The organism is Micromonospora cynarisoli (assembly GCF_030518815.1).
Classification (GTDB): Bacteria; Actinomycetota; Actinomycetes; order Mycobacteriales; family Micromonosporaceae; genus Micromonospora; species Micromonospora wenchangensis.
In genome coordinates, this window is record NZ_CP130426.1 from 6,536,009 (window position 1) to 6,558,910 (window position 22,902).

Sequence of the window (22,902 nt, forward strand, 5' to 3'; positions counted from 1 at the left end):
CCCTGCCGGTCGGGACGCCCCGCCCCGCAGAGTCGTCACCACACCGGCCCTGCGGCCCGGTGCGGCGTCGGTCCGGCCGGGTCGACGTCCTGGTGACGGCGGGCGGGGTTGCGCCCGCAGGCGGGAGGAGCAGCGGTGGGGACAGCGACGAGACATGCCCGGGGGCGGTCCCCGGGCGGCGGGTGGCGCAGCCGCCGGCTGTGGGCGGCCGGCCTGACGGCGGTGCTGGCGGTCACCATGCACCAGACTCCGGCCCGTGCCGCCGACCCGGTGCCGTTCGACGAGCAGGCGGTGCACGGGGCGCTGTTCGGGGCGGTGGTGCAGCTGCGCGACGCCGGGGCGGCCGGGCTGAAGGACGCCCTGCTCACGGCCGAGCTGCTGGACTGGCGTACCGGCCAGCCGGGTGCCGACGCGACGCAGGTGGCGGGGCACGTGGCGACCACCCGGGCGGTCGCCGACGCGGCGGTCGGCGACGCGCGGGCCGAGGACCGGTCCCGGTTCGCCGTGGCGATGGCGGTGCTGGCCCGGCTCGGCGAGTCCAGCGGCGCGGTGACCACCGGCCCGGCGGTGCGGGCCTTCCTGGCCAGCACGGTCGGCGCGGAGGGCGCGAACGTGGTGCCGGACGCGTTGAACCTGGTCCGGGGCGGTTACCAGGACGCGGCGTGGAACGCCCGTTCCCGGGACCTGGTCCAGGACACCTGGCGGGAGCTGCACCGCCGGGCCGCCACGGACGACGCGCTGGCCACCGGCTGGGACAGCGCGTTCGCCGGGCGCACCGGCACCGGGGTGCGTACCCCGGTCGACGGGTTGCTGGCCGCCCGCATCCACGAGCCGCGCGCCGACGGCAACACCGGCACCCTCGGCTACTACGTGCCGCTGTCCGCCATCCGCGACGTCCGCGGTGACGCGACCGCCTTCAAGGCGCTGGTGCAGGAGCGGGCGTACGCGACGCTGAAGGTGCTCGACACCGACGGCAACAACCGGATCACCGAGGTGGTCGGCTACGCCAACACGTACCCGCTGAACCAGGACCCGAAGCCGAGCCAGGCGGTCATCGACGCGGAGAAGGCGAAGACCGAGTCGAACCGCAAGATCTTCGAGGGCCTCGGGTCCACCGTCACGGTGCTGTCCACCCTGGTCGGTTTCGTCGACAAGAAGTTCGGCAAGCAGCTGGAGACCATCGGCAAGGCCGTGGTGACCTCGGTGACCGCGATCAACACGTACGTGACGACGGTGCTCGGGCAGGGGCTGACCATGGCCGCGACGGCGATGGGCACGGCGGTGCTGACCGGCAACCTGCTCGGCGCGGCGGTGAGCCTGATCGGCCTGTTCGCCGGTGGCGGTGACCCGAACGCCGCGATCCAGGCGGAGATCGGCAAGCTGCGCCAGCAGATCGACCGGCTGGCCAAGGGGATCGACAAGCGGTTCGACCGGATCGAGTCGGCGCTCAAGGAGATGTACGCCGGGCTGGTCGCCCAGCTCGACGCGCTCACCAAGGGCCTCGACGAGGTACGCGCCAACCTGGGCCGGATCGCCACCCAGTTGCAGACCATCGAACGCAAGGTGGACTCGATGGCGCTCGCCACCCACGTGGCCCTGGAGAACATCGCCAAGAGCCAGCTCAACCAGGTGATCACCACGTACGTGCACCACAGGGAGATCACCGGGCAGCCGATCCCGGACTACCTGGGCACCTATTTCCCGAAGGCCGAGTCGCCGACCTTCACCTTCGCCACCGTCAACGCCGCCGACGAGGGCACCTTCACCGCGCCGGCCGGCACCAGCCTCGCCGACCCGGTCAGCGTGCTCGACACCCACCTGCCCGCCGGCTCGATCAACTACCTCGGCCAGTGGGCGCGTAACCGGGTCGGCGGCACCTGGACCGTCGGCCCGGTCGCCAACGCCGCCGCCTGGTCCACCGCCGCCCGGGTCTACAACATCCTGCAACTGGAGAACCCGCAGTTCGCCGCGCAGGTGGCCGCCGGGCGGGGCGACGCCGTCGCCGAGGCCGGACGGACCATCAACGAGCGGGTCCGGCAGTTCAGCCAGCCGACCGCCGACGGCGGCACCAACCCGTTGTTCACCGCGCTGATGGCCGACTACCGCACCGCGGTCGCCGGCTGGAACGCCCAGGTGGAGAACGTCCGCAAGGCGGTGGTCTGGAACGGCAGCGACACCCTGCCGGTGCACGACATGTGGGGCAGCCCGGACCAGGAACTCCCGGCGGCGAACCGGATTCCCGAGACCGAGTCGATCGGCGGGTGCGGCGCGAGCCGGGTCAGCCGGCCGATCCCGTCGACGGTACGCCGCAGCAACCTGCCCAACGCGTTCCACCTGGCCCACCACGCCATGCCGCCGGGGCACGCCCCGACGTTCTCCACCTGCTACGACGCGAACTTCGTCAACGTGGAGCAGAACGACGGGCCCCGGTTCCAGACCACCACCGGCGACCTCCAGATCACCCTGCGGTCGCGGGTGAAGTGGGCCGGCGGGGACTGGCAGGAGGTGCAGACCGCCACCCGCGTGTTCCCCATCGGCACGTTCTGCTCGTGGGACGTCCGTTCCCCGATCCCGCAGGGCTACTGCTACGACGAGAACAAGTACCTCACCGAGCGGTGGCCGGGGACGTACAAGCCGGCGTTCGAGTCGGCGGCGATCCCGGTCGTCGCCACCCAGGCGGCGTCCGCCCGCACCAGGGCCGCCGCGATGCTGTCCGGCCGGCAGAAGTACTTCTACCGGGTGATGCGGGCCGGCACCGGGCCGAACCCGCCGAGCAGCGACACCTGGGAGGTGTCCCGGGTGCTCTGGCAGAAGGGCAAGGCGGTCGCGGACGCGCTGCGGCTGTTGCAGGCGTACACCGAACTGGGGTGGGGCACCGCGCTGGAACTCGACGACAGCCTCGCCGGCCTGCTCTTCGGCGGCCAGGGGTTGCCCGCCGACTACACCCGCCCGCGCAGCGACGGCGACCAGTCGGCCCACCAGCACCTGCGCAACGCGATGGCGCAGGCGGTGGACAACTACGCCGACTGCGTCCAGACGTTCGACTGGAACCCGTGCGACGGTGACCGGTCGGGCTTCGACCCGCTGCGTGACCAGGGTCAGTACGGCGCCGGCTGCGTCCAGGCCAGCGTGCCGGACAAGCCGCGTGACCCGCTGAGCGCCTGCCTGGCCAGTGCGGCGTTCGTCCGGGTCGGGCAGCTCGGCCAGCGGTACGACCACTGGTCGTCCCGGGTGCGTTCCGGCGGGCACACCGAAGGGCTGCCGGAGGTCACCGCGGCCACCGACATGACCCGGGCGACCACGGTGAGCGTGCACCCGGCGGGCTGACCGCCGCCGGACGCGCCGACCGGGAAGGGCCCCGTCGGCCCGAGCGGGTGGGACCCTTCCCCCGCCCGCCGGGCCGGCCGGGGCCCTTCCCCCGTCGCGGGCCGGGACCCTTCCCGCGCTCTCCGGGCGCCGGGGCCACCCTCCGATCGGTCCCGCCGGGCCGGGACATCCGACCCGGGTCGGCGGGACAGCCGGCGGGTGACGATGGCTCGACCGTCCACCCCGCCGGCCCGCCCGGCGGTGCCACTGTGGACGGTCGACCACCTACGCTGCGGCGGACGGGTGCCGGGGGACCGGCCCCGCCGTCCGCGTACGGCACCCGAGGAGTGATCATGACCCTGACCGCTGGCGACGACCGACGGATCGTGCTGATCGCGGCCGACGACACGTTCTGCCACGTCTACCAGGACCTGTCCGACCTGCTGTCGACCGCCGACCACGGCGAGAAGCTCGCCGGGGCCGTCGAGTTCTTCGACGTCACCGGCCGACGGCTGCACCCGGTCTTCTCCGCCGACTGGCGGCTGGAGGCCCTCGACGCCGGCACCGCCCCGGCGCAACCCGAGGCCGTCCGGCAGCGGTTGACCGCGGTGCTCGCCCACGTGGCGCAGTACGTCCGCAGCCATCCGGACGTGCTCACCCGCTCCCGGATCACGCTGGAGCAGGCGCTGGCCCAACTGCCCCGGCTGGACGGCCCGGACCTGCCGCACGAGATCGGCACCCTGCCCGACCACCTCGAACACGACACCGGCAACTGGCTGCACAACGCGATGCACGCCGCCGGCTGGGCCGACTGACCCACCCGATCCCACCACCGACCGACACCCCCGGAGGGCCTGCCGTGCCGTCGCCGATAGCCGCGCTGTCCCCGTCCCGCCGGGTCCTGGCCGGGGCGGGCCTGGTCGTCGCCGGGCTCGTCCTGGCCGGGCAGTGGTGGTTCCCGCAGCCGGCCGCCCTCGGCCCGGCGGCGCTGACCGGCACGATCGCGGTCGCGTTCACCGCGCTCGGCGCGCTGGTGCTCGCCGGGCTGCCCGGTCACCCGGTCGGCCGGCTGATGCTGGCCGCCGGTCTCGTCGCCGGGACGGCGGTGCTGGCGTTGAGCTGGCCCGCGGTCACCCCGCTGGCCTGGCTGGGCCAGTGGCTCTGGTGGCCGCCGTACGGGCTGATCTTCCTGGCCCTGCTGGTCTTCCCGGACGGCCGGCTGCCGGGCCGGGGCTTCCGGCCGGTCGCGGTCGGGCTGGTGGTCACCACGGCGGTGGTGGCCGTGGCGCTGGCGGTGGCCGCGACCAGCGATCCCCGGGGCCTGCTGCTGTCCGCGACGACGGCCGCCGACCCGACCGCGCGGCTGCTGGTCCGGGTCGCCCTGCTGACCGTGGGGGTGGAACTGCTGCTGGTGGTCGCCGTGCTGGTGGCGCTCGCCCGACGCTTTCGGCGGGCCGTCGGCGAGGCCCGCCAGCAGCTCGCCTGCCTGCTGGCCGCCGGGGTGCTGTTCCTGCTCGGCTTCCTGCTGGACTGGCTCAACCTGTCCGGCGCGTGGGTGCTGATGGTGATCGCGATCCCGGGCGCGATGACGCTGGCGGTGCTCCGCTACCGGCTCTACGGCCTGGAACAGGTGATCAACCGGACGCTGGTCTGGCTGGTGATGAGCCTTCTGGTGATCGCCGCGTTCGTGGGGGTGGTCGCCCTGCTGCGGGACCTCGTGCTGCGCGGGGACACCTCGAACGCGTCACTGGTGGCCACCGGGCTGATCGCGGTGACCTTCGAACCGCTGCGACGGCGGGTGCAGCGCGGGGTCAACCGGCTGCTCTACGGCGACCGCGACGAGCCGTACGCGGTGCTGGCCCGCCTCGGCGACCTGCTGGAGCGGACGGTCCAGCCGGAGGCGGTGCTGCCGCTGCTGACCGGCACCATCGCCCGATCGCTCCAGGTGCCGTACGTGGCGGTGGAACTCGGCGGGGACCGCGCCGACGACGGGCGGCCCGCCCGGGTGCACGCCGCGCACGGCCGGGCCACCACCGCGCTGGAACGCTTCGACATGGTGACCCACGGGGAGTGGGTGGGGCGGCTGGTGGTGGCCCGGCGGGCACCGGGCACCCGGTTCACCCCGGTCGAACGGCGGCTGCTCAGCGACGTCGCGCTGCACGCCTCGGTGGCCGCCGCGACCGCCAGGCTGATCCGCGACCTGCGCGACTCCCGGGAGCGCCTGGTCACCGCCCGGGAGGAGGAACGCCGCCGGCTGCGCCGGGACCTGCACGACGGGCTCGGCCCGACCCTGGCCGGCATGTCGATGCAGGTACGCGCGGCCCGCAAGCTCGCCGCCGTCGACCAGGCCCGGCTGGCCCGCATCCTCGACGGGCTCGCCGACGACCTGCTCACCTGCACCGGCGAGGTGCGCCAACTGGTCGACCAGCTCCGCCCTGCGGCCCTCGACCGGGGGTTGGAGTCGGCGCTGCGGGCCGAGTGCCAGCGCTTCGACGGCCCGACCCTGACCGTGCGGCTGAGCGTGACGGACCCGCTGCACGGGCTGCCGGCGGCGGTGGAGGTGGCAGCGTACCGGATCGTCGGCGAGGCGCTGGCCAACACGGCCCGGCACGCCGGGGCGACCTGCTGCGACGTGGTGGTGCGCCGGGGCCGGGCGCTGGTCGTGGAGGTGTCCGACGACGGCACCGGCATCGTCGCCCGCCGGCCCGGCGGTGTCGGCCTGGACTCGATCCGGGAGCGGGCCGCCGAGTTGGGCGGCGGCAGCGACATCGTCGACCGGGACCCGCACGGCACCCTGATCCGGGTCCGCCTGCCCCTACCCCCCGCCCCGTCCGCCCCCGCTCCCGCGCCGTCCGCCTCCGCCCCCACCTCGCCTGCTTCCGGTGATCAAGAGGATTGCGTCAGAATCCGTCCGGAGGATGACCCGAACCTCTTGATCACCGGGGGTTCCCGGGACCCGGCGGCGGGCGGGGCGGGTGGGGGGCGGGTGGCGGAAGGCGCTGTGGGAGGGGGAGGGCAGTGACGGCAGCGGGGACCCGTGGCGGGGCGGTCCGGGTGCTGATCGTGGACGACCACCCGGTGGTCCGCCGGGGCCTGCGGACCATGCTGGAGGGCGAGCCCTGGGTCGACGGCGTGCTGGAGGCCGCCACCTGCGCCGAGGCGGTCGCCATCGCCTCGACCGAGCCCGTCGGGGTGGTCGCGATGGACGTGGCGCTGCCGGACGGCGACGGCGTGACCGCGACCCGGCGGATCGTGCAGGGCCGGCCGGAGATCCGGGTGCTGATGGTGACCATGACCGACGACGAGGACGTGGTCGGCCGCGCGCTGCGGGCCGGCGCCCGGGGCTACGTGCTCAAGGACACCGACCCGGACGTGATCGTCGACGCGCTGCGGACGGTGGCCGGCGGCGGGCTCGTCCTCGGCCCCCGGGTCGGCCCGCAGGTGCTGACCAGCCTGCGCCGCCAGCCGGTCGAGCTGCCGCCCCCGTTCGACCGGCTCACCCCACGCGAGCGGGACATCCTGCGCCGGCTGGCCGGCGGCGACACCAACGCCCGGATCGCCCGTCACTTCGGGCTCAGCGAGAAGACGGTCCGCAACCAGCTGTCGGCGGTCTTCGCCAAGCTCGGTGTCGCCGACCGGGTCCAGGCCGCCCTGCTCGCCCGGGACGCCGGACTCACCGGCTGACCCCGCCCCGGCCCGACGGGGCGGCCGGGTCTCGGCACGGGCCCGGAGCCGGGCAGGGCAACGGGGGCGGACCCGGCGATGCCCGCCCGGGACGCCCGCCCCACCGGCGGCGGGAGCGGACACGACGATCGGCCGGGCCGGGATGAGTAGCAGGATGACCTCGGGGAAGGAGGACGGCATGGGGACCGATGCGCAGCACGAGCGACCCGCAGGCAGCCCGGCGGCGGGCGTGGTGCACAGCCTGCACGAGCGGCAGCAGACCCTGGCCACCGTCGAGTCCCTGACCGGCGGGCTGCTGGCCGCCGCGATCGTGGAGATCGCCGGGGTGAGCGCCGTCTACCGGGGCGGATTGGTGACCTACGCCACGGAACTCAAGGCGCGGCTGGCCGACGTACCCGAGGATCTGCTGGCCGAACGCGGGCCGGTCGATCCGGACGTGGCCATCGCCCTGGCCGAGGGGGGCCGGCGGCGCTGCGCCGCCGACTGGGGCCTGGCCACCACCGGGGTGGCCGGTCCCGAGCCGCAGGACGGCAACCCGGTCGGTCTGGTCTATGTCGCGGTGGCCGGACCGGGCGGCCCGGTGGTCCGCCGGCTCGACCTCGACGGGGGCCGCGACCACATCCGCGCGGCGGCGGTGATCGAGGCGTTACGCCTGCTCGCGACGCGTATCCACAGGGCCTTTCCGGAGCCGGGGCCGGGCCCGCGCCGCGGGCCGGCGGCGGGGGTGCCCCCGGCCGGCGCGGGCCGGCGGTGACCGGCGTTGTCCAGATCCGACAGGCGGGGTGGGATGTCGCCGGGCCGACCAACGGGTACGGTTGCGGGAAGGCTCCGGCGTACGGCGTCGGCGGCGGCGCGGTCCACCGCGTCCGGCGCGGGCGATCATCCGCCCGGAGCGTGAAATCCCGTCAGGGGGAGGTGCGATGGTCCTACTACGCCGGGTGATCGGTGACGCACTTCGGGCGCGCCGCCAGGGTCAGCACCGCACCCTGCGCGAGGTCTCCACCGCCGCCAACGTGAGCCTCGGTTACCTGTCCGAGATCGAACGCGGCCACAAGGAACCCTCCAGCGAGCTGCTCGCCGCCATCTGCGACGCGCTCGGTGCCCGCCTGTCCGAGTTGCTGCGTGAGGTGAGCGACACCGTGGCACTTGCCGAACAGTTGCCGGGCGTGCTCATGCCGGTGCAGGACGAGCCGGCCGCCGCCGGTCCCGCCGGGGTGCGCAAGGCCACCGGTCGGGGCGTGCGCCAGGTGACCACCGACGGTGCGGTCGCCGTCTCGGTCCGCCAGGACTCCCCGCTCAAGGCCACCCTGCGCAGCGCCCGGGTCCGCCCGAGCGACCGCGACGTGGTCTGCGCCGCCTGACCCGCAGTCCGTCCCGTGGCCGGGCTGGCCGACGCCGCGTAGTCTTGATCGCAGGCCGCCGGAGCACTCCCCGCGGTACGAACGGCCCTGCTGGCGTCCGCCTGCGACGATGGGGGAGCGCCGTGCGGCCCGTCCGGCCCCGGGTGTGGCCGGGGCGCAGCGACGCTACTGAGGGGATACCGCGGAGATGGCGAACCCGTTCGTCAAGGGTTGGAAGTACCTGATGGCGCTGTTCGGTGCCAAGATCGACGAGCACGCCGATCCGAAGGTGCAGATCCAGCAGGCCATCGAGGACGCGCAGCGTCAGCACCAGGCGCTGGTGCAACAGGCGGCGGCGGTGATCGGCAACCAGCGGCAGCTGGAGATGAAGCTCTCCCGGCAGATGACCGAGGTCGAGCGGCTCCAGGGCAACGCCCGGCAGGCGCTGGTCCTCGCCGACCAGGCCCGCGCCAAGGGCGACGAGGCCGAGGCCGGCCGCTACGAACAGTCCGCCCAGGTGCTCGCCACCCAGCTCGTCTCCGCCGAGCAGGCCACCGAGGACCTCAAGACCCTGCACGACCAGGCGATCGGGGCCGCCGCGCAGGCCCGCCGCGCGGTCGAGAACAACTCCATGATCCTCCAGCAGAAGCTTGCCGAGCGCACCAAGCTGCTCAGCCAGCTCGAACAGGCCAAGATGCAGGAGAGCGTGGCCCGGTCGCTGGAGTCGATGTCGTCGATGACCGCGCCGGCCAACACCCCCTCGCTGGACGAGGTGCGGGACCGCATCGAGCGCCGCTACGCCAACGCGATGGGCCGCGCCGAGCTGGCCGGCAACTCGGTCGAGGGGCGGATGCTGGAGATCCAGAAGTCGACGCTGGACAGCGCCGGGTCGTCCCGGCTGGAGCAGATCCGGGCCAGCATGGCCGGCGAACAGCTCGGCAGCCGGCAGGAGCAGCCCTCGGTGCAGCAGCAGGCCCAGCCGGCCGCCCCGACGGCCGACCCGGCCGCCGCCGCCCGGCTGGACGAGATCCGGGCCAGCATGAGCCGCGACCGCGGCGTGGGGGACACCACCGCCGGCTGACCGCCGGCACGAGGAGGTACGGGTGGCCGACGAGCGAACGCGACACTTCCGTCGACTGGGCCGACTGCGGCGCTCCGCCCGCCGGTGGAGCGTCCTGGCCGGTGGGCTCACCGGCGCGGCGGCGGTGTTGACCCCGTACGCCGGGCTGGGGCTGCCCGACGCGGCCTGGGCCGGCGCCGCGGGCAGCGCCGTCGCGCTGGCCGCCTGGCGCTGGATCGACCTGCGGGCGTTCGCGGCCCGTCCGGTGCCCCCCGCCCTCGACCCGGCCGAGGCCGCCGCCCGTTCCCGGGCCCGGCTGGTCGCCGCCGTCGAACGCCTCCCGGTCGGCCCCGGTGTGCTGGCCGAGGCCCGCCGGTTCCGCTCCCGGTTCGCGCTGCGCGGCACCTCCGCCGCCGAGTCGTGGGCCCGGCTGGACCGCGCCGCGCTCACCCTCGCCGGCATCGCGCCCCGGCTGACCGGCCTCGCCGAGCCGGCCGTGCTGGAGGCCGCCGCCGCCGACCGTTCGCTGCGTGACCTGGCCGACCGCACTGCCGGGGTGGAGCGTGCCCTGCGGCTCGCCCCACCCGAGGCCCGGCCCCGGCTCGAAGAGGCCCACCGGGCGCTGCTCGACCAGTTGGCCGCCGGGGCGACGGCCTACGAGGGGCTGGTCGCCGCCGCGGCCGGCTACGTCGCCGAGGACGCCCACCCGGAGGTCGTCGCGGACCCGTCCGCCGCCCGGCTGATGGAGGCCACGGACCTGCTGCACGGCGTCGCCTCCGCGCTGGCCGAGCTGCGTGCCGTCGGCGAGCCCCAGCGCACGCCCACCCGTTGAGGCCCCGCGCGGCAGGCCGGCCCGGGCCTGCCGCGCCGGAGCGGCCACCGGTCCCGACCGACCCGCCGGGAGACCTCAGTCGGGTGTGCGGACCGGCAGCGGGCCGGTCCACGGTGAGGTGCCGACCACGTTGAACGCGCGGACCCGGTAGTGGTAGGTGACCCCCCGGGCCAGGCCGGTGTTGGTGAAGCTGCGGCCGGTGACGGTGAAGCTGACCACCTCCCGGTCGAACGCCGGGTCCACCGAACGCTGCACCACGAACCCGGCCCCCGGACCGGTCGGGACGCTCGTCGCCCAGCTCAACGACACCGTCGCCGTGTCCGGCGCGGGGACGCCCACCGTCGCGACGACCCTGGTCGGCAGCTCCGGCACCGGCGGGGTGGTCACCGTCGCCACCGTCGACCACGGTGACGCCGCACCGAGGTAGGTGCTCCGGACCCGGTAGTAGTACGTGGTGTCCGCGGCGACCGCCGGATCGAGGTGGTGGTCGGCCACCGGCACGGCGGTGGTACCTGGACCGCTGGTGAAGGTCGGGTTGGTGGCCCGCTGCACGTCGAGTCCGGTGGCGAAGGAGCGGTTGACCCAGCGCAGGGCCACCCGCAGCGGGGCCGCCGGTGGCACCGTCGCGGCCAGCCCGCCCGGCGCGGGCAGGCGCACCGACGCCGGGCTGCTGTTCGACCAGGCCGAGCAGCCGGCCGCGTTCTCGGCCCGGATGCGGTAGTGGTAGGTCACGCCTGGGGTGATGCTGGCGTCGGTGTACCGGGTCGCGGTCGCCGCCACGGTGATGGTGGTCAGGCCGGCGGTGAAGCCGGCGTCGGTGGCCCGTTGGAGCAGGTGCCCGGTGGCCGCCGGCCGGCTGCCGTTGCCCGTCCAGGCCAGCGCGATCGCCGGGAGCGCGGTCGCCGAGCCGGGCACCGGGGTCGCGGTCAGCCCGGTCGGCGCGCGGGGCGAGACCCGTAGCACCAGCGGCCGGCTCATGCCCAGGTCCCGCAGCCCCGCCGCGCCGCTGGACCAGCGGAACTCCCAGCCCAGGTTGACCTGTTGGTTGACCACGATCGTCGGTCGGCCGTCGCAGGGGCTGACCGGGGTGGCGTCGAGGCGTACCCCGGCGGGTCGGGTCGGGTCGAGCAGCCGCAGGCTGTCGGCGACCTTGAACGGCAGCGGCGGCACCTCGGGCCGCAGCGCCACCACCACGTCCTCGGCCGGGTTGACCCGGACGGTCTGCTTCCAGCCCCGCTCACCGCCGTCGGGGGCGCGGACCGTGCCGTCCCCGCCGATCCGGTTGACCACCTGCACGTCGCAGCCGTCGAAGCGGACCGGGTGGGTCTGCCGGCCGGTCCCGCCGATCCGCCACACCTGGATGCCGTCGGCCGGGTCGGCCGGCCCCACCGTCGGGTCGGCGGCGACGAGGATCTCGGTCGCCGGGTCGGTCGGGCCGAGCGGCAGGGTCACCGGCCCCAGCGGGCCGGCGCCCGGGTGGGGTACGCCGAGCCGGCCAACCCGCCGCCCGTACTCCGGCTCGAAGACGGTCCCCACGGTCTTGACCTGGATCGGCAGGGTGACCGGCATGGTGCCGCCCGGCGGGGTGAAGGTGAGCGAGGTGGCCTGGGCGGAGGCGACCGTCGCCCGCCCGGTGGTGGTGCCGAACGCCCGGTCGTACACGGGGTGCGGCACCACCGGCGGTCGCTGGGCGGCGGCGTACGCGGCGGGCAGCCGCTCGGCCAGCCGGTCCACGTCGTACCGGCAACCGGGGGTGCCGGCCACCCGGAACTGGAGCACGGTACGGGTGTTGGGGCCGTACCCGGGCAGGGTGCCGGGGCCGCCGCCCTCGGCGCGGTGGTCCCCGGCGGCGGTGTGCCGGTCGTAGCGGGGGTCGAAGCCGGGCAGCGGGGCCGGACAGTCGTTGTAGAGCAGCACCGTCGCGCCGGGCGGCAGGGTGGAGAAGTCGACGATCACGTCGGCCCGTTCGCCGGGGGCGAGCAGCAGCGCGGCCGAGTCCACGTTGAGCACCGTCGGGTCGCGGCGGTCGTAGCGGTAGCCGACCGGCCGGTTGGGCAGCACCACCGGAGCGGGGAGCAGCCCGCACTCGTTGCCGATCTGGATCATGGGTGGGCCGGCGGCGGCCGGGTCGGGCACCCCGCCGTCGCGTCCGTCGGTGGGCCAGTCGGCCGGCCGGCCGGGAGCGCGGACCGCGTCCACCATCGGCACCTCACCGGCGTCGGCGTCGGCGAGGCTCCCGTCGGCCTGCCACATGGGCCCGTCGGAGCGGGCCCGGTAGAGCTGGAGATTGAGGGACCGGTCGGCGCAGCCGTTGACGATCCGGAACCGGTACGCCGTCGGCCGCACCCGCAGGTACGGGTAGGCGACCCCGTTGACCAGCATGGTGTCCCCGTACGCCTCGGGCACGGCGCTGGGGTGCGGCACCCCGGGGGCCTGCGGCGGCTCCTGCGGGGCGGCCACCGGATCGTGGTGCGGGTTGTCCACCGGGCCGACCCGGGGCCCGTCCCCACCGTCCACGCCTGGCAGCCACGGGCCGTAGTCCCAGCGGCCGGTGGGGTTGCGCCCGCCGTCCCGGTACGGGTCCTGCCGGGGCTGGTAGACGTGCGGATGCCACAGGTTGCCCCGGGCACCCCAGCGGTCCCGGTCCCAGGTGGGGTCCTCGGCGGCGAGTTGGGCGTCGTCGGGGACGAAGGTCCGGTCCTGGATCACCAGGGGTACCTGGTCGGCGGGGAGCACCCCGTCGGCCGTCAACTGCTCCTCGACCGGGTCGGTGAGCAGGTAGAGGGCGAACTGACCGGACAGGACGGTCAGCCGGGACAGGCCGAGGGTGTTGTCGTGCAGGCACATCAGCCGGCCGCTCTGCGCGTTCGGGTAGTAGAGCGTGGTCGCTCCCGCTCCGGGCGGCGGCATGTCCGGCACGTGGGTCAGGCCCGGCCCGGTCGGGTACGGGGTGATCTCCCCGGCCGGGGTCACCCACTGCCACGGGTTGCCGGCGCTGGTCCATCCGGTGTGCGCGCCGGACAGGTGCGGCACGGCCCGGTTCTGCGGGTAGGGCGCCGGCCCCTCCAGCGGCCCCGCCCCGGCCCCCGCAAGGCTGGCGTCGACCGGTAGGAAGAGGTCCCCGGCCGGGCCGGTGGGGAGCTGGTTGATGAACTTGATCCGGACCGGCCGGTCCCGCCGTGCCATGATCAGCGGCCCGAGGTGGTAGGGCCGCCCGGGTGGGACGACGGTGTTGTGGCCGTCCGGGTCGGTGCCCAGGTTGAGCTGGCGGTAGCCGCGCAGCCGGGTGGTTGGCAGGTCCCGGTGCAGCCGCTGGGTGTACTCGGCCAACCCGATCTCGTAGTAGTCGCAGCCCGGCCAGCTCACCGTGTCCGGGGTGGCGACCGGCAGGTACCCGCCCAACTCGGTGCGACCGGCCGGGCCGGGCAGCGGCAGCGCGTCGACGAACTTGCGCAGGCCGGTGCCGGTGACCACCCGGCCCTGGGCGTCGCGTACGGGCAGCGGGCTGCCGGCGAAGTTGGGCACCGGGCCGAAGCAGCGCGGCACGGCGGCCGGGTCGAGGGTCGCCGGGGTGGGGTCGGGTTCGCCGGTGCGGGCGGCCGGCACGGTGGGCCGGTCGGGCCGGTGGAGGCGGACGACCCGGGTCGTCCAGTGTGGTCGCAGTCTGCGGAACAGGGCCATGGCTCTCCCCGGGCACGGGGACCCGCCGCCCCCACCCCGGCGTGGTGGCGGTCGCGTCCGATGGTCACGAACGGTGAGCACTCCACCGCAGCATGCGACGTCGGCGGCCGGATAGGAATTACCCATTCGTCCGTATCTGCGGGTTGCCCCGTCAGGCGGGAGGTGTCGCCGGGTCGGCCGGCGGTGGTGCCGGCTGACAGGTGGGGCACCAGTAGGTGACCCGGTCGCCCAGGTCCTCCTTGGCGATGGCGGTGCCGCAGCGGCGGCACGGCTGGGCCCGCCGGCCGTAGACGTAGCTGGTCTGGCCCCGGTGCAGCGAACCGGTGGTGCTCTGGGTCCACCGGCCCCGGTTGGCGGCCAGCAGCCGCTGGGCCAGGGCCACCGTGCCGGGCAGGTCGGGCACCGCGCCGACCGGCGTCCACGGCGAGATTCCACGCAGGAACAGCAGCTCGCACTTGTAGAGGTTGCCCACCCCGGCCAGGTTGCGCTGGTCGAGCAGCGCCTCGCCGATGGTCACCCCGGGTGCGGCGGCCAGCCGGCGGACCGCCTCGGCCGGGTCCCAGTCCGCGCCGAGCAGGTCGGGGCCGAGATGCCCGAGCAGGCGATCCTCCTCGGCGGTGGGCAGCAGGGCCAGCTCGTGCAGGTGGTAGCCGACCGCCACCGCCTCCGCGCTGCGCAGCACCGCCCGGATCAGGTGGGCCGGCCGGGCGGCCCAGCGTTCCCCCGGGGCGTACGCCCGCCAGACGCCGTCCATCCGCAGGTGGGAGTGGAGCGTCCAGGCGGTGGTCGAGGTCACCGGGGCCGGTGCGGTCAGCCGCAGCAGGAGGTGCTTGCCCCGGCTGGCCGCCTCGACCACCGTCCAGCCGGTCAGGTCGGTGGTGGCCAGCGCGGGCACCCGGAAGTCGCTGCCAGTGAGCCGGGCGCTGGCGAGCGCGCGGTGCAGGACGCGGGCGGTGTTCCAGACGGTGTCTCCCTCGGGCACCCCGGTATTCTCCCTCGTCCGAGCAGTATTCGCATGTATCGCTATTTGTAGCGTGCTTCCTATCGATCTAGGAAAAAATGCATTATAGGGAGGTCTTGAGGAGAATATTATGGCCTTTGGCCCTTGTCGTACCCCGTCGTCCCTGTTGGTCGGTCTGCTGACCCTGACCCTGGCCGGTGGTCTCGTCCCGACCGCCGCCACCGCCGCACCCCACACCACCCCCGGCCCCGCCCCGGTCGCGTCGCGCGGCACCCCCGCCCCCGCCGGGGAGCACTGGACCGTCGACCTCACCGTAGCCGGCGGCGACGACGTCAACGTCCGCTTCGGCACCGGCCGGCTGCGCCTCGCCGACCCGCACCCGACCCGGCGCACCCGGCCCGCCGCCCTGGGTACGCCGATCGCCGAGGGGGTGCTGCTCGCCCCCGCGCGCAGCCTCGCCGGCCCGGCCAACCGGGTCCGCGTCGACCTCACCGCCGAGGCGGCCACCGGCGCCACCGTCGGCGTCCAGGTGCGCGGCTGGCGGGCCACCGGCTGGACCGAGTGGCGGGAGGCCGGCGTCGGGCCGGCCGTCTTCGACCGCCCGGTCACCCGGGTCCAGGCCCGGGTCCTGCTCGCCACCCGCGACGCACGCGCCGCCGCATCGGTACGCGCGGTGCGGCTCACCGCCGACACCACCACCACCACCACCGCCGCCGCCACCCCGGCCCCCACCGCCGTGCGCAGCTACCGGGTGTTCGCCACCCGGGAGGGCGAGGTCGGCGGGGTCACCGCCAACGGGCGCACCATCCAACCCCGGGACCACTTCGTCGCCCTGCCGTCCCGACGCGGACTGTCCCCGATCGACACCGGGGACTACACCGTGCGGGTCTGCACCACCAGCGGCAGCCGCTGCGAGTACGCCCCCGTCTGGGACGTCGGCCCGTGGAACACCCGCGACGACTACTGGAACCCCGCCGCCGTCCGGGAGAACTGGAAGGACCTGCCGCAGGGGCGACCCGAGGCACAGGCCGCCTACCAGTACGGCTACAACGGCGGCAAGGACCAGTTCGGGCGTACGGTGCTGAACCCCGCCGGCATCGACCTCGCCGACGGCACCTTCTGGGACGGCCTGCTGCTCACCGACAACGCCTGGGTCGACGTGGCGTACCTGTGGACCGGCAGCGGCCCGCGCGGCGTGATCGGCTCCGGGCCGCTCAACATCCGTACCGGCCCCGGCACCTCGTACCCGGTGCGGGGGCTCGCCGCCACGCACGCCGACGTGCCCGTCCAGTGCTACGTCACCGGGCAGACGGTCACCGGGACGTACCGGACCACCAACCGGTGGAACCGGCTGGCCGGTGGCCAGTACGTCAGCCACGCGTACGTGTCCACGGTGTACGGCGGCACCGTGTCCCACTGCTGACCGATCCGTCCCCCGACCCCGCCGGGCCGGGGGACGGGCCGGCTCAGGGCCGCTCGTCCGGGCGGGGCGGGCGGACCATGTCCTGGTAGCGGGGGTGGCTGGCACCGTAGACGGCGAAGTTCAGCCGGGCATGGGTGAGGCTCAGGTCACCGTTGGGGCCGCCCCGCACCACGTCGGCATCGGCGTCGCCCTGGCCGTCATCGGTCCAGAAACAGACCGGACAGGTGCCCCCACCCGTCCGGGACGCACAACAGGGACAGCCCACCGGAACCCACACTTCACCCACCGCAGCAGCATTCCACACCGGACGCCCGACAGGGAGCGCAGCTCACCCTCCGGGCCGTCCCCGCACCGTCACCGTGGCACCCGGGGCGACCCCGAGCAGGTCCACCGCCCGGCCGCCGTTGCGGGCCACCGCCACCAGGCCGGCCGAGTCGACGAGCACGACCAGGTCACCGGGCGGCACGTCCCCGAACGTCCCGCCCCGCACCGCCGGGTGGCCGTCGACCCCTACCGTGCCGGGCAACGCCGCCAGCAGGTCGGCCCCGGCGGCGAGCTGCACGGTGCCGAAGTGGTCGACGGTGAGCACCTCGGCGGTGAACCCGTCGGCCTCCCGGCGCAGCACCGGCGCGGGCAGGGTCACCAGGTCGGCCGGATCGACGGGCGGGCCCGCGTCGGCCGGCGGGTCGCCGAGCGCCAGCCGGGCCGCCACCGGGGCGAACACGTCCCGGCCGTGGAAGGTGCCCGACACCTCCGCCGCCACCCAGCCCGGCGAGGTCAACTCGACAGCCGCGGTGACCCCGCCCAACGCCTGCGCCGCCGCCGGCAGCAGCCCGTTGTCCGGCCCGACCAGCAGCCCGCCCGGTGTCACCAGCGCCACCCCGCGCCGGGCGGTGCCCACCCCCGGGTCCACTACCGCCACGTGCACCCCGTACGGCAGGTACGGCACCGCCTGGGCGAGCACCGCCGCCCCGCGCCGGACGTCGCCCGCCGGCACCAGGTGGGTCACGTCGATCACCCGCGCGGCCGGGGCGATCCGGCCGATCACGCCGTGGCAGACGGCGACGAACCCGTCGGTGAGCCCGTAGTCGGTGGTCAGCGAGATCCAGGGGGTCGGGGTCATGCCGGCAGGCTAGTGCGGTGACCGCCCTACCACTGACCGGACACCCCGATCGACCGACCGGCCGGTGCCGGGCGCGCACCCGGTTCGGCAGACTGCCGGGGTGACGAAACGCCTCCGCCTCCTGCCCGTGACCACCATCGTCCTGCTCGCGCTGGCCCTCGCCGGGTGCGGCGACGACCCCGGCGACGAGCGGGACGGCGGGGCGTGGGCCGACGGCCGGTCGAAGCCCCCGGCCACCAGCGAGGCGCCCCCGGCGGAGGGTGCGCCGAAGGCCGCGAAGCCGGGCAGCACCCCCCGGGAGAGCCCCTCCACCCCGCCGTTCGTGCGGCCGACCAAGGAGACCAGCGCCCCCGCCGCCCGCAAGGTGGTCGACGCGTTCAAGGCCGCCGGCCTCAAGGTGACGGACCCGCGTGACCGCTCCAGGGACTGCGGCCCCAACGGTACGGGTGTCGGCTGCGCCCAACTGCTCGTCACCGACGCCGTCGCCGTGTACGTCTTCCCCGACGAGGCGAGCGCCACCAACCAGACCGACGTGTGGGGCGCCAAGGCGTACCGGGCCGGTGCGGTGGTGCTCAACTATCTGGGCACCCGGACCAGCGCCGCCGAGCAGAAGCGCTACAACGACGTCCTGGCGAAGCTCGGCTGACCCGCCCGGCTTCCGGCCGCCGCCGGTCGGGTCCGCCTGCCGGACCGGCGGCGGGGGTGACCCGGTCCGGCGGCGCGGGCGCGGTGATCCGCCCCCGTCAGCCGCGCAGCCGCAGGCCCCGGGGGGTGGCCCGGAACCCGGCGGCGGTGAGCGCGTCGCGCAGCGGCGAGGAGTGCACCGCCTCACCGTCGGCGCGCTCCACCGACATCGCCCCCAACGCCCCGGAGTGCACCGCGTCGGCGAGCGCCTTGCCGGCGGCGGCCAACGCGTCGGCGTCGTCGGTGAAGGAGAGGATCGTCCGGCCACCCCGCTCGACGTAGAGGGCCAGTTCACCGCCGACCAGCACCACCACCGCCCCGGCCTTGCGCCCGGCCCGGTGCCCGCTGCCCGGGGCGGTGCCGTCACCGGAGTCGACGGCCCGCTCCGGCCAGGGCAGCGCCGCGCCGTACGGGTTGGCCGGGTCGGTGGCGGCGAGCACCGTGGCCGGCCCGTCGCCCCGCCCCCGGTCGGCCGGCTCGGCCAACGCCCGCAACCGGTCCACCGCCCCGGGCACCGCGAACTGTGCCGCCCCCAGCCCCTCCACGAAGTAGCCGCGCCGGGCCGCGCCCCGTTCCTCCAGCGCGGCGAGCACCGGGTAGACGGCGGCGAACCCCCCGACCACCTGCTCGGCCACCACCGCACCCCGGGTCACCACCCCGTGCCGGTCGAGCAGCAGGTCGGCCAGGGCGGCGGCCCGCCGGGTCGGGTCGGTGTCCCGCTCCGGCAGCCGCGACCAGCGCCCGGCCACTGTGGGCGGGCCGCCCCGGCTGGGCAGCGCCATCCGACCGGGGCGGCGGTAGCGGGTCCGGGGGGCCGCCGGGCGGGACCGGTGCGCCCCGCCCGCGCCGAGCGCTGCCCGCAGCGGGGCCAGGGTGTCGTTGGTGAGCCGCCCCGCCCAGACCAGATCCCAGATCACCGCGGTCAGGGCGGCGTCGTCGGTGGAGCCCACCCGGTCGGCCAGCGCACGGAAGAACAGCGCCTGACCGTCGGCGAGCGCGTCCAGCACGGCGTCGTGCAGCGGGGTGCCGGCGAAGCCGTCGTCAGGCGGGGGGAGCAGCAGCGGCGCGACGTCCGCGTACGCCAGGGTGAGCCAACCGTCGCCGCCGGAGATCGCCCCCGAGCCGGCCCAGACCACCTCCCCACCGGCGCACAGCTCGTCGAGCTGGGCGGGGGAGTAGTCGGCGACCCGGGCGGGCAGCACCAGCCGCTCCCACGCCGACGCCGGCACCGCCGTGCCCTGCAACTGCTCCACGGCGGCGGCCACCGCCTCCACCCCGCGCGCGGACGAGCCGATCTGCTGCCAGCGGGGCAGGAAACCGGCCAGCACCCGGGGCGGCACCGGCTCGATCTCCCGGCGCAGCGCGGCGAGCGACCGGCGGCGCAGCAGCCGCAGCACCTCGGCGTCGCACCACTGGGTGCCGACGCTGTCCGGGACGAACTCGCCGGAGACCACCCGCCCGGTCGCGGCGAGCCGCCGCAACGCCTGCTCCACCACGAACACCCCGAGCCCGAACCGGGCGGCGCAGGTCGCGGCGGAGAACGGCGCGTGGGTACGGGCGTACCGGGCGACCAGGTCGCCGAGCGGGTCGGCCACCGGCGTCAGGTACGCCTCGGCCACCCCCACCGGCAGCGCCACCCCGAGCGCGTCGCGCAGCCGGGCCGCGTCCTCGATGCCCACCCAACGGTCCTCGCCGGCGATCCGGACCCGCAGCACCCGGCGGGCCGCCGCGAGGTCGGTCAGCCACCCCTGCGGTACGCCCCGCTCGGCCAGCTCCGCCCCGGTCAGGTCGCCGACGACCCGGAGCAGCTCGACCACGTCCTCGGCGTCGCGGGGGCGACGTTGCTCGGTGCGCCAGCGCAACTGCCGCCCGGTCTCGGCGAGCACCGCCGGATCGAGCAGCTCGCGCAGGTCGACCCGGCCGAGCAACTCCCCGAGCAGCGCCGAGTCCAGCGCCAGCGCGGCGGCCCGGCGCTCGGCCAGCGGGGCGTCCCCCTCGTAGAGGAACGCGCCGACGTAGCCGAAGAGCAGCGACCGGGCGAACGGCGAGGGGCGCTCGCTCTCCACCTCGACCAGGCGGACCTTCCGGCTGGCCAGGTCGCGCATCAGCTCGGCCAGGGCGGGCTGGTCGAAGACGTCCTGCAGGCACTCCCGGGCGGCCTCCAGGGTGACCGGGAAGTCGGCGTACTCGCGGGCCACGTCGAGGAGTTGGGCGGCGCGTTGGCGTTGCTGCCACAGCGGTTGCCGGCGGCGCGGGTCACGCCGGGGCAGCAGCAGCGACCGGGCGGCGCACTCGCGGAACCGGGCGGCGAAGAGCGCTGAGGTGCCCACCGCATCCTCGACCAGCTGGGCGATCTCGTCGGGGGCGAAGACCACCACGTCGGCGCCGGGCGGCTCGTCGGCGGTGTCCGGCAGCCGCACCACGATTCCGTCGTCGGACGGCATGACCTGGGCGTCCACCCCGTAGCGTTCGGCCAGCCGACGGCCGATCGCCAACGCCCACGGGCCGTTGACCCGGGCCCCGAGGACGCTGTGCACGGCGAGCCGCCAGTCGCCCAGCTCGTCGCGGAACCGCTCCACCAGCACCGTGCGGTCGTCGGGCAGCGCGTGGGTGGCGGCCTGCTGCTCCCGCAGGTAGGCCATCAGGTTGTCGGCCGCCCAGTCGTCCAGGCCACCGGCGCGCAACGCGGTGCGGGCGGTGGCGTCGTCCTGGCGCAGCAACGCCCGGACCCGGCTGCCGATGGCCCGGCCCAGCTCGACCGGGCGGCCCAACTGGTCGCCCTTCCAGAACGGCATCCGGGCGGCCTGGCCGGGGGCGGGGGAGACCAGCACCCGGTCGGGGGTGATCTCCTCGATCCGCCAGGACGACGAGCCGAGCAGGAAGACGTCGCCGACCCGGGACTCGTAGACCATCTCCTCGTCCAGCTCGCCGACCCGGGCGGCGCGTTCCGCCCCGGCCAGGAAGACCCCGAACAGGCCCCGGTCGGGGATGGTGCCGCCGCTGGTGACGGCGAGGCGCTGGGCCCCCGGCCGGCCGGTGAGCAGGTCGGTGGCGCGGTCCCAGACCAGCCGGGGGCGCAGCTCGGCGAAGGCGGTCGACGGGTAGCGGCCGGAGAGCATGTCGAGCACCGCGTGCAACGCCGAGTCGGGCAGCTCGGCGAAGGGCGCGGCCCGGCGGACCAGCACCGCCAGGTCGCCGAGCGACCAGGGTTCGAGGGCGACCATGGCGACGATCTGCTGGGCGAGCACGTCGAGGGGGTTACGCGGGTAGTGCAGCTCCTCGATCGCGCCGGCCGCCATCCGTTCGGCGACCACGGTGCAGGAGAGCAGGTCGCCCCGGTGCTTGGGGAAGACGACGCCCCGGGACACCGCGCCCACCTGGTGCCCGGCCCGGCCGACCCGTTGCAGGCCGGCCGCGACGCTCGGCGGGGCCTCGATCTGCACCACCAGGTCGACCGCGCCCATGTCGATGCCCAGCTCCAGGCTGGAGGTGGCCACCACGGCGGGCAGCCGGCCGGACTTGAGCGCCTCCTCGATCTGCTTGCGTTCCTCCCGGGAGACGCTGCCGTGGTGGGCGCGGGCGATCACCGCCTCCGCGCCGGCCGCCGTGCCCGACTGGGCCATCGCCTCGGCCGGGGGGCGGGGCGTGCGCGGCGGTCCCACCGGGCCGCCCCACCGCTGCGTCCCACCCGGGTCGCCGTCCGGGTCGGCCGGCGGGCCGGCGGCGGCTTCCCGTTCCTCGGTGGCCAGCTCGTTGAGCCGGGCGCAGAGCCGCTCGGCGCTGCGCCGCGAGTTGGTGAACACGATCGTCGAGCGGTGCGCCCGGATCAGCGCGAAGACCCGTTCCTCGACGGCCGGCCAGATGGACGCCCGGCGGGGGCCGGGGCCGCCGAGAGCGTCCTGCGGCGGCTGCTCGGTCTCGTCGAGCCGGGTCATGTCCTCCACCGGGACCTGGACGCTCACCTCGATCGTCTTGGGGGTGGCCGGCTGGACCACGTCGACCGGGCGGGCGCCGCCGAGGAAGCGGGCGCAGGCGTCGATCGGCCGGACGGTGGCCGACAGGCCGATCCGCTGGGCGGGCCGGGCCAGCAGCCCGTCGAGGCGTTCCAGGGAGAGCGCCAGGTGGGCGCCGCGCTTGGTGCCGGCGACGGCGTGCACCTCGTCGACGATGACCGTCTCGACGCCGCGCAGCGATTCCCGGGCGGCGGAGGTGAGCAGCAGGAACAACGACTCGGGGGTGGTGATGAGGATGTCCGGCGGGGTGCGGGCGAAGGCCCGCCGCTCGTCGGCGGGGGTGTCGCCGGTACGCATGCCGACGGTGATGTCCGGCGGGGTCACGCCGAGCCGGGTGGCCGCCTGCCGGATGCCGGCGAGCGGGGCGCGGAGGTTGCGTTCGACGTCGACCGCCAGCGCCTTGAGCGGGCTGACGTAGAGCACCCGGCAGCGGTGCCGGGCGTCGGTCGGGGGTGGCGCGTCGGCCAGCCGGTCGAGCGACCAGAGGAACGCCGCGAGGGTCTTGCCCGAGCCGGTGGGCGCGACCACCAGGGCGTTGCGGCCGGCGGCGATCGACTGCCAGGCGCCGGTCTGGGCGGCGGTGGGAGCGGCGAAGGCGGCGGTGAACCACTCCCGGGTGGCCGGACCGAACCCGGCCGGGACCTCCGCCCCGCCCTCCGGCGCCGCCCCGCCCTCCGGTCCCGTCGCGCCCCGCCGCCCCGTCACGCCCCCATCCTGCCCCGGTGGTGTGACATTGCGCCGGAACCGCTGACGTTCTGCCCGGCTAAGAGAAAATTGCACGCCGATTGTACGTTT

The 22,902-nt window shown here is 75.6% G+C and carries 15 protein-coding genes; 10 read left to right on the top strand and 5 right to left on the bottom strand.

Features of this window, described 5'->3' with window-relative positions:
- The first annotated feature begins 135 nt into the window (after positions 1-135).
- The 8 genes from Q2K16_RS28825 (at position 136) to pspM (ending at position 10,222) form a co-directional block, all read left to right on the top strand.
- Positions 136-3,327: a hypothetical protein gene (locus Q2K16_RS28825; protein ID WP_302741426.1), complete on the top strand. Its 3,192-nt coding sequence runs from the start codon at positions 136-138 to the stop codon at positions 3,325-3,327.
- Positions 3,328-3,659: 332 nt separating this feature from the next.
- Positions 3,660-4,121: a hypothetical protein gene (locus Q2K16_RS28830; protein WP_145918446.1), complete on the top strand. Its 462-nt coding sequence runs from the start codon at positions 3,660-3,662 to the stop codon at positions 4,119-4,121.
- A 44-nt stretch (positions 4,122-4,165) separates the two neighbouring features.
- Positions 4,166-6,328: a GAF domain-containing sensor histidine kinase gene (locus Q2K16_RS28835; RefSeq protein ID WP_302741427.1), complete on the top strand. Its 2,163-nt coding sequence runs from the start codon at positions 4,166-4,168 to the stop codon at positions 6,326-6,328.
- Positions 6,325-6,990 carry a response regulator gene (locus Q2K16_RS28840; RefSeq protein ID WP_302741428.1) on the top strand — a complete coding sequence of 222 codons (666 nt, stop codon included), beginning with the start codon at positions 6,325-6,327 and terminating at the stop codon, positions 6,988-6,990. The genes Q2K16_RS28835 and Q2K16_RS28840 overlap by 4 nt, the downstream gene beginning before the upstream one ends.
- Positions 6,991-7,168: 178 nt before the next feature.
- On the top strand, positions 7,169-7,744 hold the full coding sequence (locus Q2K16_RS28845; protein ID WP_302741429.1) for a CinA family protein: 576 nt from the start codon (positions 7,169-7,171) through the stop codon (positions 7,742-7,744).
- A 166-nt stretch (positions 7,745-7,910) separates the two neighbouring features.
- Complete coding sequence (locus tag Q2K16_RS28850) at positions 7,911-8,351, top strand: helix-turn-helix domain-containing protein (protein WP_302741430.1); 441 nt, start codon at positions 7,911-7,913, stop codon at positions 8,349-8,351.
- Between the two features lie 187 nt (positions 8,352-8,538).
- Positions 8,539-9,411 carry a PspA/IM30 family protein gene (locus Q2K16_RS28855; protein ID WP_302741431.1) on the top strand — a complete coding sequence of 291 codons (873 nt, stop codon included), beginning with the start codon at positions 8,539-8,541 and terminating at the stop codon, positions 9,409-9,411.
- 22 nt (positions 9,412-9,433) lie between these two features.
- Positions 9,434-10,222, top strand: coding sequence for a phage shock envelope stress response protein PspM (gene pspM, locus Q2K16_RS28860; protein ID WP_302741432.1), 789 nt, complete (start codon positions 9,434-9,436; stop codon positions 10,220-10,222).
- Between the two features lie 75 nt (positions 10,223-10,297).
- On the opposite strand, the gene Q2K16_RS28865 is transcribed toward pspM, so the two are convergent.
- Together Q2K16_RS28865 and Q2K16_RS28870 are read right to left on the bottom strand one after the other, a co-directional pair.
- A complete protein-coding gene (locus Q2K16_RS28865) occupies positions 10,298-13,903 on the bottom strand; it encodes a fibronectin type III domain-containing protein (protein ID WP_302741433.1) in 3,606 nt (1,201 codons plus the stop codon).
- A 151-nt stretch (positions 13,904-14,054) separates the two neighbouring features.
- Entirely contained in the window at positions 14,055-14,885 is an 831-nt protein-coding gene (locus Q2K16_RS28870) for a zinc finger domain-containing protein (protein ID WP_302741434.1), read from the bottom strand.
- Positions 14,886-14,994: 109 nt separating this feature from the next.
- Here Q2K16_RS28870 and Q2K16_RS28875 point away from each other — a divergent pair, with 109 nt between their 5' ends.
- A complete protein-coding gene (locus Q2K16_RS28875; protein WP_302741435.1) occupies positions 14,995-16,287 on the top strand; it encodes a DUF8814 domain-containing protein in 1,293 nt (430 codons plus the stop codon).
- A 43-nt stretch (positions 16,288-16,330) separates the two neighbouring features.
- On the opposite strand, the gene Q2K16_RS28880 is transcribed toward Q2K16_RS28875, so the two are convergent.
- Together Q2K16_RS28880 and Q2K16_RS28885 are read right to left on the bottom strand one after the other, a co-directional pair.
- Entirely contained in the window at positions 16,331-16,591 is a 261-nt protein-coding gene (locus Q2K16_RS28880) for a CPCC family cysteine-rich protein (RefSeq protein WP_307820989.1), read from the bottom strand.
- A gap of 24 nt (positions 16,592-16,615) precedes the next feature.
- On the bottom strand, positions 16,616-17,410 hold the full coding sequence (locus tag Q2K16_RS28885; RefSeq protein ID WP_302741436.1) for an SAM hydrolase/SAM-dependent halogenase family protein: 795 nt from the start codon (positions 17,408-17,410) through the stop codon (positions 16,616-16,618).
- 100 nt (positions 17,411-17,510) lie between these two features.
- Between Q2K16_RS28885 and Q2K16_RS28890 the strand changes: the two genes are divergently transcribed.
- Positions 17,511-18,056, top strand: coding sequence for a hypothetical protein (locus Q2K16_RS28890; protein ID WP_302741437.1), 546 nt, complete (start codon positions 17,511-17,513; stop codon positions 18,054-18,056).
- A gap of 97 nt (positions 18,057-18,153) precedes the next feature.
- On the opposite strand, the gene Q2K16_RS28895 is transcribed toward Q2K16_RS28890, so the two are convergent.
- Positions 18,154-22,812, bottom strand: coding sequence for an ATP-dependent helicase (locus Q2K16_RS28895; protein ID WP_302741438.1), 4,659 nt, complete (start codon positions 22,810-22,812; stop codon positions 18,154-18,156).
- Positions 22,813-22,902 lie beyond the last annotated feature (90 nt).